Source organism: Pseudoalteromonas sp. SCQQ13, assembly GCF_015864415.1.
In the GTDB taxonomy this organism is placed as follows: domain Bacteria; phylum Pseudomonadota; class Gammaproteobacteria; order Enterobacterales; family Alteromonadaceae; genus Pseudoalteromonas; species Pseudoalteromonas nigrifaciens.
Map to the genome: position 1 here is coordinate 70608 of NZ_JADYXG010000001.1, position 15017 is coordinate 85624.

Sequence of the window (15017 nt, forward strand, 5' to 3'; positions counted from 1 at the left end):
AATGATAAAACCAATTAAAAAAAATGACAATCGGAGTGTTGATTTAACATTTAGCTGGTTATCTAAAGCTCTTGGCACTAAATGGCTTTCGTGGGAGAAGTTGGCTGCCGAATGGATGAAGATGCAAACAACTTCTATTGACGTCAAAAGAGTAGCTCTTACTTTTTTATTAGAAAAATATTTTTTAATACATGCTCCCTATGCATCTAATATCGATACTTTTTTTAGTGGTTCAAATGGTCATATAAGTAATTCAGATGAATTTATTGAAGTAATGAAAATATCAGGTGTCAACGACCTTAACGAGCAGGCAAGAAGACCAAATAATATAGTTGATTTCATTGACTTTGTCATCGAGAAGCATTTTACAGTTCGTGATCAAAATAATGTCTCCATAAAAACGGTTGTTAACCCATTTACAAAGGTTAAATTTAAAAGTGTTCCTCTTGAGACTGTTCGCCAACCACTCCCTTATAAATATATACTCTCGCTAAGAGATATAATTTCACCGAGTAACGATAAAACAACTAAGCATGATAATACATCCCACTGTCCATCATTCAAAGATTGGCTTTGGGCACAAGCTCAAACAGGAGTACGTTCAGGAACAAGGGGTGGTGATTGGTTCGAGGTACCTGAAAGTTTAATTAACAAAGATGATCCTGACTGCGTTTGGCGCCAAAGAAAAATCAAATCAAAAGGCGCTACTGATAGAGTAATTATTCAAATGTGGTCCCCAGTCAGGGCATTGGCACTCCTGATAAAACTGCATTTACCACTGAGAACCTATCAAATAAGAATGTTAGACTCCGGAGAGGATGATACTTGGAAATATGACAATAAATCTTGGATACAAAATGAAAGTAAATTAACAAAAACCTCAAGTCCTAAATTGGTTGAAAAAGGTGTTTTTAGGAGAATATATGATCAATATACTTCAACTTATACAACAGGACTATTCATAAACACTAATAAAACCTCTGATGCTGAAGTTGACGCTGGGTATGTAATACCGTGGAACCACCAAGAAGTTTTATATTGGCTTGAAAAACTTAGAAACTGGCAGAAAAAATATAACCCGATACAAAGACCTATACATTGTAAAGAACTTTCAAAAAGGCATTTAGGCACTACTAAATCTAAACTTCAACTCAATGCAATGGGAAATATGTGTTTTTTATTTCGAGACCCAACAGCTCAAGGAGATGATAAGTTTAAACCTATTGATGCTGATTCCTTAAAGCGTTTTTGGCACTCTTTATTATTAGAGCTCGAAAATAATCTATTTAGTGCGGGTGATACTCTTGATAATGGAGAAAAACTCAGCCTAGTTGTCAATTATGAAAATGAAAAATTAAAAGGGTCAACAACACATTTCCCTCCACATAGCTTGAGAGTAAGCTTAATTACAGCTTATTCAATGGATTCTAACGTACCGATTCCAGTAATTTCTAAACTTCTTGCCGGTCACTCGAGACTTATTTCAACAATATATTATAACAAAATATCACCATCTGTTATGGCAGATAAAATGCGATATGCAGAGGGAGAGTTGCTCGAAAATTCGGATAGCTCACTTCGCTCATTTTTAAAAGATGCATCAATTAATCAAATTAAATGTAACGTTGTTTATAACAGTGAAGATAGTATCGTTGCATCGCTAGCAAATAGAAACCCTATAGGATGGGAAGAAAGAGCTTATGGTATGTGCTTAGTAGGTGGAAATAATGTTCGCTCCGATGAAATGAGTACACTTGGTGGATGCTGGAATGGTGGTGAACTTCTAGTTAATAAAGCTAGAGCAATAGACCGAGTATATGGAAAAGTACCAAATGGTCCAGAGAATTGCATTAGGTGTAGGTGGTTCATCACCGAAGCTGTTTATTTACCAAAACTAAATGCTTTATTTAATCAGTTAAGCTACAAAGCTCATGAAGCGTCAAGCTTAGCATTAGATTTAGAAAAAAAGTTAGATAAACTCAAAGACACAAAGTTTATCGCAGAGCAGAACAGCAAACCATTTTTAAAATTTGAAGAGCTTCGATCACTACAACGTAGGTATGAAAAACAAAAAGTTGAATCTGACGAATACACTAAAGACTGGATATCATGTTTTGGCCTGATATCTAAAATTATACAGCTAGAAGAAAACCGAGAAACTGACAATAATAAAAATAAATTAATTGCCTTAGGAAATACAACTGATGTAAATATGGCTTTGAAGTTCGTTGAAACTAAATCTGAACTATTACATCTATCATGCTTATGTGAGGATGCGGAAATATACCCAGATTTTATGGATACATTACAAAAAACTCCAGCATTAAAGCAACGTACAATTCAATTAAGTCGGATCTTACTCAAGCAAGGTAAGAAACCTATTTTCTTAGAAATGGGTGATAAAGAACAATTAATTGCTGGAAATGCAATGATAAGACAAATGGCTAAAATTGCCGCCCCGAATGATAAGTTTGAAGGATTTAGAGTTGTTGCTGATTATCTTGAAGCCGAAACATACCTCACTGACTCAAAATTACTAGATGCCGGGTACACTGAGACACATAACAATTATATCAACTTACCTTCTCATAAATGAGGCACCCAATGCAATCAAACTTAGAAAAAAAGCACCAAGATGAGAAGCTAGAAGCTCTAAAAGAAGGGAAAACACAAAAGACTAAAGATACACTTGATAAATTGAACTTAATTTTATCTAATTATTTTGAGCAAGGAAATGTTGATTTTTCAATAACAAATATCGGAATGATAAGTTATAAAAATAGCGGTCCCAGTTACGAAACGCTTCGTGCAACAAAAAATGTGCACTATAGAAAGCTAATTAGTTATTGGGCTGAATTAATCAAAAGTCAATCGGTTGACAATAAAGTGGTATTACCAGCTACGGATAATGAGCTTTTAAATACGATACCCGATATTGCGGCTCGCGCATACTTTGCAAGAATTTTAGCTGAAAGAAAGAAATTTAAAACCGAGCTGAATATCTTAAAAAGTCAATCGGAAATAGTAATCGATAAGCGTAATCAATATACCCAAACTACAGACTTTATTCCTAACTTAAAACTAACTAATAATGAGTTATCAGCGCTTACTTATGCTGTATCGGATGAGTGTATTAAGCTCAATGGTTGGCTAAAAACTGAATTAGGCCAAATAAAAGGAAGTGAATATCAAAATGAAATATTCCCAAGAGGCTTTATACAAGCTTTGAATAAAGTAATTAAGTCTAATGAGTAATATAAACACAATGTACTACCTATGAGGTTTGTTAGTAAAATTAGATGTATATTGGTCTGTCAAGTGGGTTTAATTTATGAATCTGACAGGCTGTTATGTGCCATTAGCGGACAGTGATAACACTGTAATTTGCAGCGAGCAAAGCGAGTCCGACAGAATTGCCTCGTTAAAGCTTTGCTCGCCAACATTACTGAATTACTCCCCCGTAGTTCCACACCATCGATTTACAATTGTCATTAAGTCAGCTTCTTGGATCGCGTCATTCGACCATCCACTTGCAAATTTAATATCGTTAGAATTGGGTAATTGTTCAGGTGATAGCTCTCGAATTCGAATTCTACTTGGAAGTGCTGCGGCCTCACCAACAAATATAGCTTCTCGTGTTGTAAGGGCTGATAACATTTTGGTTAAACCGCTTAAGCTATCAGGTAAAAACTTTGATACATGTTCTTGATCACTGGAATTCGACAACCTAAGAACAATCCAAGAGTTACACTGAGAAAGAACTGTACTTTCAACATCCGAAGGCCTTTGAGAAATAAGACCTAGTCCTAGCCCGTATTTCCGACCTTCTTTTGCAATACGTCGAATAGCATCTTGAGCTTCTTTATATTGTGCTTCGCCATGATTCGGTACATAACGATGTGCTTCTTCACAGACAAATAGTACAGGGTCTTTCTCTCTTTCATCCCTTGTTTGCCAGAGCTTGTATTGAAATAGAAGGCGAGATATTAATGCTGTCAACGGTCCGGCTACTTCGTTTGGGAGACCTGATATATCGATAATACGGATATCTTTCCCATCCGCTTCACCTACAAATTGTGACAATATTTCCTGTAGCTTAGGCGAAGACTCCTCAGTATATTCTTTCAATAAAAAACTAAGTTGAGGGTTGGAACGAAGGACTTTGAGTTTTTTAAGTATATTATCAACTTTATCTCGGCCTGCAGATGCCGCTAAATGATCTTGTTTCCCCGCCTTACGGCCCTGAACCTTGTCAATGTGCTTTACAAATTGTGTCAACTTAAACGGAACTGGCTTATCTCTATCAAAATTCAAAACCTGCTCTTCAGTTTTATCGACGCTGAGTGCTGCTTCAGCCCCTCCATTTGGCTCTGCTCCGATATCCTGAACATATCCGGCTTCAAGTAATCTAGCGTAAGTGATTGCCTCGTAAATAATATTGTTTTGAGATGTAGCCTCGTGTTCAGTCTTACCAATAATCAATGATCTCAATTCATCACTAGACATCAGCCAATAAGGCAATTTTAAAAGCTCTGCTTCATCATCGGCTACAGAAGCATCATTATATGCCCGGTATACTTTTGCCCTATCACCAAAAGCACTAGCATATTCACCATGTGGATCAATCATTACAATTCTGGGCTTCAATGTTGTACCTTCTGGCTCATGATCTAAAACAGAATGTAAAATTGAAGCAACTGTTCCTGATTTACCGGAACCTGTAGACCCTAATATTGCAAAGTGATGACCAAAGAGTTTATCAATATTTGCTCTGCATATTGCATTGTTACCACCGATGTAATTACCTATGGGTACCATAGGAGTGATAGCTTCATCTTGAGCATTTGATTCCGCAGCTTTATATACAGCCTCTAGTTCATCATTAAGGCAGATATAAGCACTTTGAAGGGGCAAGGGATAAGTCTCAACACCACGGGAAAAATGAAGTTGAGAATTTTTGTTAGACCATATTCCTTGACCAAACAAGTCAGCTTCTAAAATACGAGCATCATCCGCAGCATTAATTATTTGACTAGTGTCATCAGAAATCAACTCTGATCTCATTTTAAGCGACCTAACAAAAGCAAATAGTAGCTTTCTGCCAAAATGAACTTTAATGATACTACCCATTTGGCCCACGGAATAAACTTGCCCATCAACAGCACGAATCAATTCGTTCACATTATCATCAATTTCTATACGTAAATTATTGCCGGATACCTCAATAATTTTCCCGATTTTTAGCTCTGTCCTTGCTTGGAAAACATTCTTCATGATACGTCCCCTGTTTTTATGAACTGAGTTAGTCCATCAAAACGCCACCATGTATATTTACTATCATCAGATTCAGCCAAAGGAGTTGTTGAATTATGATAAATTCCCAATTCACCAGCGACATACACTCTAGAACCAATCTTAGGACAGCAAAGCCAAGCATCTAAGGTTTTATTAATAACGACTCCATCTTTCGGTGCTTCTTGAATAAAAGCAATAACTGTCGTTTGGTTAGCTTCACTTCTTAACGCACTTTCTATTTCAGCGTTAATATGGTCATCCCCAAAGCTGTAGCCACAAGTAATTAATGTATTTTGCTGACCATTCATGAGAGTTTTTCGTAAACCTAGAAATAAACTGGCAAATGGATCTTTCTGCGTTTCTACATATTTTGTTGCTTGAGGGTAAATCATAATATTTGCAGGGTCTGATAAATATTTAGTTCCATACCGTGCACGCACTAGCCCTAAATTATTATCTCGGTGCCAATCTATCGAACCATGTAGTTTATATAGATGATAGGTATTTGAATCTATAGCGGTATTTGAAAACTCTTTTTCGGCATTCCAAAAACCTACAGCACCTCCTGAAAATCCATCGCATACAACTTTTTTGTGTAGAGCTAAGGCATCCTCTAGTAATGTGTCGTAATTAGTAGTAAAAAATGTTGTTTTTGAGCGTCGCTCTAGATTTGATTGGCTAATCAATAATGCTTCTATAAATTCAAAATGAGGTTTTATTTCAATAATTGGATTTTCTGCTTTGCCAACTTCCTCTTCTACCCCGTAGTTAGCATTGGCACCCACATATCCATATCTAATAATCCCACCAATAGCCTTAATGATTTCTAGATATAGCTGTTTTAACTCATCAGATGTATAACTATTAGCGCCAAGGTATGCGGTTTTTTGTTTTGAGCGCTCCGCGATAGCGAGAAGATCACCTAAGTGGCTCAAGTAATGTTCAACATGGCAGTCTTCGGTTAGGTCCTCTTTTAAAGAAGCCAAAATATTTTTTTCTTTAGCACCTGAATATTCTTGGATGATTTCCTCAACGCGATTAGTCAATGGATACATCAAAGGTATTTTTGAACCGAAGCTTATTCCAGCCCCAAAAAGCCAATTTTGTCTGCTTTGCGAGCTTAAAAGCTGCTTCAAGTTTTCCAATCTATTGTCAAATTCTTCCATAAGTTTCTCTCAATATTTTCGCTATAGAATACTCAATTAGGTGCAGGTGTGAATCGCATTAACGCTCAAATCCAATTCTAGTTAGAATACTACCTTGTAGATTATACAAACCACTTGGTTTACCTATCCCGTTGTTTCCTATACTTGTTTCACTCTCAATTACACTATTAAGAAACCGAAATATTTTTTCTGAGGGTTTTTCTTCACCTTCACATTGCGCTAACTCAATTAGAGCATCGTCTTTAAATTTCTTTGCGCCAATTACTGCTAGTTCATTTTGATTAACTCTGGTTATCTCAACTTTAGCTCCTAACTCTTGGTCTGGAACAATTTCATATTGATATAAATGATACTCTCGGGTTTGAGGGCATTGCACACCTAAAATAAACTCTGCCTGATAAGCAGTAAACAACCGACTCATAGAGCAATGCTCTCTAGCTTTGTTTAATACTGCTTCAATAGAATGGCAGATTACTTGAGATACATACTCGGCGGTCAAAATTGTGTCTAAGTGACTATCTAAAAACATAGAGTCGTCATAATCAGTTTGTCTTAGGTGCTTATTAGTTTCACAAGACATCACTATTTGATAACTATCATTGTAATAAGTAGGAAATAGCTCTGTTAAATGGTTCTTCATTGAATTAATCAGATGCTGAGCAACTAAAGAGCTTCCAGCAAACGCAACACTACAAGCACCTTGATAACTATTGCCTGAGTAACCATTAAACCACTCACCACAAAAATTTAATCCTTTAACACGAATTGGAATCTCAATTACTTTTTTAAAGCCTTTAACTAAGACATGGTTGTTCTGTGTGATATGGGAGTCTGATGCAAAATAAATCCCTTCTTCAAATCCTCCTGAACTATGACCAGCAAGTACAAGTGTCATTTAAACTCCTTTGGCTGCTAACATCTTTATCAGCGGACACTTTCCCTATTTTGCGCGAAAACGTCCTTATTTCATGAGTTTCTATTAATAGCAAATAGTGTAAGTTATTGCCACCTATAAATATTAAGCCTAGTAAAGGTTATTTTACTATATAAAAAAGTGATAGTTTTCTCTGAGGGTTACTGAGCTAACTATAGCTCCCCCTGAATGACTGCTTCTCGCTCATAGCGGTCTGCCAGATGAAACCTAAGCCTAATCATTAAAACTCTATGGACTGATGTGAATTGCTTCAAATTAACCTGCTAAAAACGTCTCTATTACCCGCTCTCTAAACCCGCCAAAGGCCTGTAAAAAGCTTGCCTCCTGAGGATCTGTTTGCAGCTGATTTGCTCCATTTTTGCCCCATGAAAATAATAAATCATCAACCTCAGTATTAACCTGATTATCTGGCTGAGGGTAGTTTGCTTTTTTATGAGTCTCTGTTCTAAAATATTCATTCGCTATGGCGTTATTTCTTATTAGTACACAAGTGTCGGGTAGCTCTTGGTCAATTCTATTTGCAAAAGTGCTTAGTGTTTCTTCGGCTAGGGTGAATAACCAAGCTTCTTGGTTGGGCGAGCTATTTACTCTTAATATACGGCCAAGCACCTGCCTAAAATAAAGCTCGGTTTTAACTCTACTCAAATGGCAGCATACCTGTAGCCTTGGTATGTCAGTACCTTCCGACACCATGCCAACGCTTACAATCCATTGTGTGTTGCTAAAGCGAAAATGACTGATTCTCTCGCCAGCATCGCTTTCTTTGTAAGTAACTATGGTTGCTGATTGATGGAAAAGCTCTGTGAGCACCGTCACTATTTGTTCTGCATGTTCAACAGAAGAGGCAACAATTAACCCTGCGGCATTGCTATTCTGCTGCCTAATAGTAGCAAGTTTATTTACACCTTGAGCAACAATATAATTGATTACAGCTTCGTGCTTAATTAGATCTTGGTAGGAAATCGATGGCTCTTTTAGCAAAGACTTTAATGAGTTATAGGTTTTAGTTTCCTGTTTCGTGGTTGTTACCGAAATTTCTTCATTATCAATTAAAACAATTTTAGGGTTACGGCAAACGCCATCATTTACCGCCTGTTGCAGCGAGTAAGTGTAATTGCACTGAATTTTATTATCAGGGTCGCTATAAGTTGCCAGCGCGATAGGGAGAAGGTCAGAGCGCCAAGGTGTGCCTGTTAAAGCTAACGTGAAAGCAGCCTGCTGTTGAATATTTTTAACAATATCTTGCCCCCATACATTGGCATCCTCAATGCTTGAACCAGCGCAATGGTGTATTTCATCAAACACCACTAACACGCGGTTGTTCCTTAATAGTTTCCAGTAGTCGTCATTAAAAAAGCGCATGTTTTGATAAGTATACGAGCAACCAACTGAGCCAATAACACCGTCAAAATTACAATTTAAACGTTTAGCAAACGTCTTTCTAATGCCATTTGCAACCTCACTAGAGGGTGAAAAACAAATCACAAAGTCTATTTGCTTTGTATCAAATAAATAAGCTGTAACTTCTGCCGCCAACACGCTTTTACCAGCCCCAGGTGTAGCTAAACAAAAAAAGTGTTTATGGTTTTGAGAGTAATGTTTTTTAACTGCCGATAAGCAGGCTGTTTGCCAAGCCCTCAACATAGCGGCTTATCAATTTTTTCATTACCCAATAAAGTTTGCAAAGCATTTATTTTGCCAAGTAATTTAATCGATTTTTCTTTAGCCTGAGTGTGATGTAGCTGCAATTGTTCATGTAGTTTAGGGTAACGCGCAGTAAGGCGTTTATACTCTTTAGCTTCTTCAAGCACGGTATTCAAATCAATTTCGTATGTTAATAAATCTTTTTTAAGCTCATCTTGGTACTCTGTAATTTGAAGCTTTTCAACTTTGGTGTTAGTAGAGTTATTATTAATAATCTCAATGCTTTTTGCACTACTTCCTCTTGAACTCGGCACAATTTCTAAATTAAAAAAAAGCTCTGTTTTTGAATAAATAACTTCCTTAGATCCCTTGTTTACTTTATTGGTTCGTTTTAAGAGTCCTTTTGCAACATTACGAGTTAATTGACGATATATAAACTTTCTGGTTTCTACTGCATCTGTAAACTCAGATTGTTCACGCAATAAAGCATCTTTAGCTTGCGTCACAGTGAAATTATCCATCTGTTTGATTACCAAAAGAAAATGTAAAAATACATTCATATTCGCTTGCTTACTCATTGCTAAACCTTACCACCCACCATAAACTTAGTATTCCTAAGTATACATGCTCATGTAAAAACTAGACAATCATTTAAATGTGAGAGTTACCAAGATGAATCAACGGTGCAGGTTAAATCCTTTTTTACAGAGCGTCTTAAAGAGGCTCGAAAGCGAATGAAAATAAGCCAAAAAGAGTTAGGTATTAAAATGGGGATGGACCCAAGCTCTGCCAGCGGCAGAATGAACCATTACGAAACGGGTCGCCATATGCCAGACTTAGCTACTTTAAAAAAGCTAGCGACTGAGTTAAATGTCCCCGTAAATTATTTCTTTTGTGAATCAGAAGAAAGCGCAACACTGGCGTGTCTAATCGAAAAGCTAGATGACGAAGGTAAACGTAAACTTATTGATTTATTAGAGGAAATGAATTGAGAGTTTATAAAGATAATAAACTACAAAATACCTACCAAAACTGAAATGAATTAATTACTAAAATAAAGGACTATAAAATAATGAAAAAAATTATTACCTCACTATTTTTTCTGCTTGTGCTATCTGCATGCACAGATTCATCAGAAGAAAAAGCCAAATCAGTCTATTCAAAAACAATTTTAATGCTCAATCAGTTTAACGAGGATACCTTAGACTCAAAAAGCCAAACCGTACTTGGCAATAAAATAAAATCTAATATTGATACCTTAAATACAGATTATGTTGAGACAAATATTGTATTTGAAATGCTTAATTCTGGTTTGATAGGTCAGCACAACTTAAAGCAATTTAGAGCAAGGCTAAAAGAGTTGCAGTTTGCCCAGTCAGTTAAAGTTAATCCATATCTTCTTTTAGAAGCAAAGCTTGACGATATTAATCAAGCCGAGCCAAAGTTGCTTCTAAAAACACTTGGAGCGATTTTAAGCGCGTATGCAAAAAGCAATGATCGAAAAAGCTTTAATCGTATTGCAAGCCAAGTTGCTGGAGTTGATGAGGCAAAAGAATATATTTTGCATTTACAATTGCTCAACTTCAAAGATCAAGACGCTGTGCGCTTACTAAAAGAAAACAGCGACTACAAAACGTATAATGAAAAACTCTCTCTAGCAATAGCGGAAGGGCACCTTATTAATGAGCTACCTATCCCAAATGAATTAATAGATCTTTTTAAAGCTGAGTTTTACGGAAAATACGCATCACAAAGATTCACTAAATTATTTGCTAAATATAACCCAACATTTAAAGCAGATTTATGTTCAGCAACTTTAGATACCATAATAGAAGAAAAAGAAGACGCAGCAACAACTAACAACAAGCTTTACCACTACAATGAGGCGTTCGACTGTTATCTCACGCACTTCAACGTAAATGATAAGTTTAAAAAAGCGTACCTAACTATTATCGATATTATAAAAACGGAGCTTTCCCTTTACCACCAAACTGAACATGCAGCAGACAGAGTTCACTTTAATTTAGAGTTCATTAACGAACTTGCATATAAGCACCCCATAATCTTAGATATTATTGATTTAGACAAACTTAATCAAAGTGCGGCTTCTGAGTTAATTATGAGTAAAAATAAAAACATAAGCAGTCATGAAGCTGATAGATTCAAAAGTGAAGTTTATTACCAGGTAGCATTAGCCAAAAAAGAAGGTAAAGATGATACTAAATTAAACTCAAACTTATTTAATCTAGTCTATTATGTGATACCAGAACAAAAACATATGACTGACTATGAGAAGCGCCAAGTTGCAAAGGTTCTTTATAAGGTCAATCAAACAACATTGGCAATTCGACTGCTAGATGAGATCGATTCTAAAATTGGTATTGGCTATATGGCGGAGAAAGGTAAACACCACGAGGCGTTAATCGAATTACTTAATACCAGTGAAATAAAATCATTTAGTACTTGGGTAAAGCTAACAAGTAGCTACTTAGAAAAAGTTGATGAAGCTGATGATTTATACATATCAAATTCCACTAAGTTGCTAGATAAAATAGTTAAAAACTTAATGGACGATAATCCTCAATAGGTAACTGCAAAAAACGGCTCATAATAAATCATACTCAAGCAGTATTGAGTATGATTTATTTACTAAGCCTAAATCCCTAAAACCAGCTCATTTTCTTATCTTTTAAACCTGTTTCGCATCATTCTTTTTTAATAGCAATTTATTACTAATTAACACTCAAAAAACCACAACCTTTGCGGTATGATAAGCCAATAAATTATATTGATATTCTTGCAAAGAGAGACCACATGGACGCTGCATCAAAAAAGCCTGCAACTAAAAAAGCCGCAAAAAAAACACAAGTCGGGTTTGAAGAATCCCTTTGGGATGCCGCCAATAAACTGCGTGGCAGTGTTGAATCAGCCGAATATAAGCACATTGTTTTAAGCTTAATCTTTCTTAAATTTATTAGTGACAAGTTTGAAGCGCGTAAAAAAGCCATTGCCAGCGAATACGGTGATGAATACATCGACATGGTCGACTTTTACGCGATGGATAACGTGTTTTACCTACCAGAAGACGCACGCTGGTCGTACATTCAAATCAACGCCAAGCAAGGCGATATTGCTGTTAAAATAGATACCGCACTACACGCGGTTGAAAAAAACAATAAATCACTCGCGGGCGCATTGCCCGATAACTACTTTTCACGCTTAGGGCTAGATGCCAGTAAGCTCTCGGCGCTTATCGATACCATTAATAATATCGATACGATTGCCAACCAAAACGAAAAAACAGAAGAAGACCTCGTTGGCCGTGTGTACGAATACTTTTTAGGTAAATTTGCCGCCTCTGAAGGTAAAGGCGGGGGCGAGTTCTACACGCCAAAATCAATTGTTACTCTAATAGCCGATATGATTGAGCCATTTGAAGGCAAAATTTACGACCCCTGTTGTGGCTCGGGCGGTATGTTTGTGCAATCGCTTAAATTTATTAATAGCCATAATGGTAACCAAAAAAATGTGTCTATTTATGGGCAAGAGTACACTAACACCACCTATAAATTGGCAAAAATGAACCTAGCCGTGCGCGGTATTTCGGGTAACTTGGGCGATATAGCAGGCGATACCTTTTTTAAAGACCAACACCCCGACCTAAAAGCCGATTACATAATGGCAAACCCACCGTTTAACCAAAAACAGTGGCGCGCCGATAACGAACTCGTCGACGATGCCCGTTGGGCAGGTTACCCAACACCGCCTACCGGTAATGCCAACTATGCATGGATAATGCATATGATCTCAAAATTGAGCGAGCATGGCACCGCAGGCTTTGTATTGGCTAATGGTTCAATGAGCTCTAACACCAGTAGCGAGGGCGATATTCGCCAAAAAATAATCGAAAACGATTTAGTCGATTGTATGATAGCCCTACCAGGGCAGCTGTTTTACACCACACAAATTCCGGTGTGTTTATGGTTTATAAGTAAAGACAAACGCGGCAATAACGAAAAAGGCCTACTAAAACGCCGCGACCGCCAAGGCGAAACGCTATTTATAGACGCCCGCGAAATGGGCTCTATGGTAAACCGCACCTTAAAAGAGCTCACCAACGACGACATAGCTAAAATAACCGAAACCTACCATATATGGCGCGGCGAAGAGCTTGCCACAGCAAGCGTTCAAAAAGAGTATGCGGATGTTGCCGGTTACTGTAAATCAGCCACCCTTGCTGATATTAAAGCAAACGACTACGTACTGACCCCAGGGCGATATGTGGGTGCTGCCGATATTGTAGATGATGGCATCCCGTTTGAGACTAAAATGAGCGAACTTAGCCAAACCCTTTACAGCCAAATGAACCAAAGCGATGAGCTTGATAAAGCTATCCGTAAAAACTTGGAGGCGTTGGGTTATGGGGAGTGAATTTAAGTTAGGTCATAGGTGCACTGTTAAATCTAGTAAAAGAATTTTTGCTCGCGAATATGTTGAGCATGGTATACCATTTTGGCGTTCTAAAGACGTTATAGATAAAGCTCTTGGTGTATTTTCGAGTTACGATCTTTATATCTCAGAAGAGCGATTCGAAGAGATTGATTCCAAGTTCGGATCTCCGCAAAAAGGAGATTTATTATTGAGCTCAGTGGGTAATCGTGCCGGTCAACCTTACGTTATTGAAGAAGAGGAAAATTTCTATTTTAAAGATGGGAATATTCTTTGGCTAAGTGAATTTAACGGTATCAATCCTAGGTTTTTAGCTTATTGGTTAAAGTCCGACTTTGGTCAAAATAAACTCTCATCAGTAATGATTGGTTCTGCCCAAAAAGCATTAACCATAGATGCCATAAGAAATTTAAATGTAAAATTCCCTCCAGAATATTACCAAGTTAATGCTGTAAAGATTCTATTAGCGATTGATAACAAAATTGAACTCAACCAAAAAACCAACCAAACCTTAGAACAAATGGCGCAGGCGTTGTTTAAAAGCTGGTTTGTTGATTTTGATCCGGTGTTCGACAATCTCCTTGCCAGCGTTGATTTTAACTTAGAAAATCTAGAAAACCGCTTACCTGATGAGTTAAAGCAAAAAGCACAGCGCCGCTTAGCGGCACTGGACAGCTTACACAATGCGGCCGAAATAAAAACCTCACTCAGTGCGCTCGCTCACGAGTTGCAAGCACAGCTACCAACAAAAGAAGCAACAAAAGCAGCAGTGCAAGCCGCTGAAACACCCGTTGAGCCAAACTTTAGCACCAACCCTAATATATTGCCCCAACAGGCCAACACCCACGCCCACTTCCCCAATGAGTTCGAACACAACGAACAACTAGGCTGGATACCAAAGGGTTGGGGTGTAGGAGTAAGTGGAGATTTAGTAGATGTTAGGGATGGTACACATGATTCACCTAAGAAGTCCGAGAAAGGTTTTCCACTAGTTACTTCTAGACATATTACTTCAGGACGCTTAGATCTATCAGCAGCTTATTTAATCTCAGAGTTAGATTACAAAAAAGTCAATGAGCGCAGCAATGTTGAATATGGGGATATTTTGCTGACCATGATAGGTACTGTCGGTGTTCCATACCTTGTGATGGATGAGCCCGCTAACTATGCAATTAAGAATGTAGGGCTTTTTAGAACATCACAAAATTTATATTTGAAAAATTATCTACATATTTTACTAAAAACTGCTCATATGCAAGCTTACTTAAATGCAAGAGTTGCTGGCACCACTCAAAAGTACCTTTCGTTAAAAGTACTAAGAAATATAGATTTCCTATTACCTTCTAATATTGTTTTAGAGAAGTTTAATAGCATTGTAAATAATATGCTATTCAAAGAAAAATCAAATATTGATCAAATTAATCAACTAACCAAACTCCGCGACACTTTATTACCCAAACTCATTTCTGGCGAATTGCAAATACCTGATGTAACCATTGATGAAGAAGTAGTCGATTAATAACCTTAGC

General features: G+C 37.2%; 11 protein-coding genes. 6 read left to right on the forward strand and 5 right to left on the reverse strand.

Annotation, left to right across the window (positions count from 1 at the left end):
• Position 1 precedes the first annotated feature (1 nt).
• Together gmtZ and gmtX are read left to right on the forward strand one after the other, a co-directional pair.
• Positions 2-2596 (forward strand): gamma-mobile-trio integrase GmtZ, encoded by a 2595-nt coding sequence (gene gmtZ, locus I6F41_RS00300; RefSeq protein WP_197107448.1) that lies wholly within the window; start codon positions 2-4, stop codon positions 2594-2596.
• An 8-nt stretch (positions 2597-2604) separates the two neighbouring features.
• Positions 2605-3255: a gamma-mobile-trio protein GmtX gene (gmtX, locus tag I6F41_RS00305; RefSeq protein WP_086998414.1), complete on the forward strand. Its 651-nt coding sequence runs from the start codon at positions 2605-2607 to the stop codon at positions 3253-3255.
• A gap of 195 nt (positions 3256-3450) precedes the next feature.
• Here the strand turns inward: gmtX and I6F41_RS00310 are convergent, their stop codons facing one another.
• From I6F41_RS00310 to I6F41_RS00330, 5 genes are all read right to left on the reverse strand, one after another.
• Entirely contained in the window at positions 3451-5274 is a 1824-nt protein-coding gene (locus I6F41_RS00310; RefSeq protein WP_197107450.1) for an ATP-binding protein, read from the reverse strand.
• On the reverse strand, positions 5271-6461 hold the full coding sequence (locus I6F41_RS00315; protein ID WP_188161734.1) for an SIR2 family NAD-dependent protein deacylase: 1191 nt from the start codon (positions 6459-6461) through the stop codon (positions 5271-5273). The genes I6F41_RS00310 and I6F41_RS00315 overlap by 4 nt, the downstream gene beginning before the upstream one ends.
• A gap of 58 nt (positions 6462-6519) precedes the next feature.
• Positions 6520-7356 carry a hypothetical protein gene (locus tag I6F41_RS00320; protein ID WP_188161733.1) on the reverse strand — a complete coding sequence of 279 codons (837 nt, stop codon included), beginning with the start codon at positions 7354-7356 and terminating at the stop codon, positions 6520-6522.
• A 294-nt stretch (positions 7357-7650) separates the two neighbouring features.
• On the reverse strand, positions 7651-9039 hold the full coding sequence (locus I6F41_RS00325) for a DEAD/DEAH box helicase (protein ID WP_197107452.1): 1389 nt from the start codon (positions 9037-9039) through the stop codon (positions 7651-7653).
• Positions 9033-9617, reverse strand: coding sequence for a hypothetical protein (locus tag I6F41_RS00330; RefSeq protein WP_197107454.1), 585 nt, complete (start codon positions 9615-9617; stop codon positions 9033-9035). The genes I6F41_RS00325 and I6F41_RS00330 overlap by 7 nt, the downstream gene beginning before the upstream one ends.
• Before the next feature lie 156 nt (positions 9618-9773).
• Here I6F41_RS00330 and I6F41_RS00335 point away from each other — a divergent pair, with 156 nt between their 5' ends.
• The 4 genes from I6F41_RS00335 (at position 9774) to I6F41_RS00350 (ending at position 15007) form a co-directional block, all read left to right on the forward strand.
• Entirely contained in the window at positions 9774-10031 is a 258-nt protein-coding gene (locus I6F41_RS00335; protein WP_197107456.1) for a helix-turn-helix domain-containing protein, read from the forward strand.
• A gap of 80 nt (positions 10032-10111) precedes the next feature.
• Positions 10112-11626 carry a hypothetical protein gene (locus I6F41_RS00340; protein WP_197107458.1) on the forward strand — a complete coding sequence of 505 codons (1515 nt, stop codon included), beginning with the start codon at positions 10112-10114 and terminating at the stop codon, positions 11624-11626.
• A 227-nt stretch (positions 11627-11853) separates the two neighbouring features.
• Positions 11854-13470 carry a type I restriction-modification system subunit M gene (locus I6F41_RS00345; protein WP_197107459.1) on the forward strand — a complete coding sequence of 539 codons (1617 nt, stop codon included), beginning with the start codon at positions 11854-11856 and terminating at the stop codon, positions 13468-13470.
• Positions 13460-15007: a restriction endonuclease subunit S gene (locus I6F41_RS00350; protein ID WP_197107460.1), complete on the forward strand. Its 1548-nt coding sequence runs from the start codon at positions 13460-13462 to the stop codon at positions 15005-15007. Before I6F41_RS00345 ends, I6F41_RS00350 begins: the two co-directional genes overlap by 11 nt.
• Positions 15008-15017: the final 10 nt, after the last annotated feature.

Coding starts and splice junctions, on each gene's coding strand:
- I6F41_RS00350 (WP_197107460.1), top strand. CDS start 13,460: ATGGGGAGTGAATTTAAGTTAGGTCATAGGTGCACTGTTAAATCTAGT.
- I6F41_RS00345 (WP_197107459.1), top strand. CDS start 11,854: ATGGACGCTGCATCAAAAAAGCCTGCAACTAAAAAAGCCGCAAAAAAA.
- I6F41_RS00330 (WP_197107454.1), bottom strand. CDS start 9,617: ATGAGTAAGCAAGCGAATATGAATGTATTTTTACATTTTCTTTTGGTA.
- gmtX (WP_086998414.1), top strand. CDS start 2,605: ATGCAATCAAACTTAGAAAAAAAGCACCAAGATGAGAAGCTAGAAGCT.
- I6F41_RS00340 (WP_197107458.1), top strand. CDS start 10,112: ATGAAAAAAATTATTACCTCACTATTTTTTCTGCTTGTGCTATCTGCA.
- I6F41_RS00335 (WP_197107456.1), top strand. CDS start 9,774: ATGAAAATAAGCCAAAAAGAGTTAGGTATTAAAATGGGGATGGACCCA.
- I6F41_RS00315 (WP_188161734.1), bottom strand. CDS start 6,461: ATGGAAGAATTTGACAATAGATTGGAAAACTTGAAGCAGCTTTTAAGC.
- I6F41_RS00325 (WP_197107452.1), bottom strand. CDS start 9,039: ATGTTGAGGGCTTGGCAAACAGCCTGCTTATCGGCAGTTAAAAAACAT.
- I6F41_RS00320 (WP_188161733.1), bottom strand. CDS start 7,356: ATGACACTTGTACTTGCTGGTCATAGTTCAGGAGGATTTGAAGAAGGG.
- I6F41_RS00310 (WP_197107450.1), bottom strand. CDS start 5,274: ATGAAGAATGTTTTCCAAGCAAGGACAGAGCTAAAAATCGGGAAAATT.
- gmtZ (WP_197107448.1), top strand. CDS start 2: ATGATAAAACCAATTAAAAAAAATGACAATCGGAGTGTTGATTTAACA.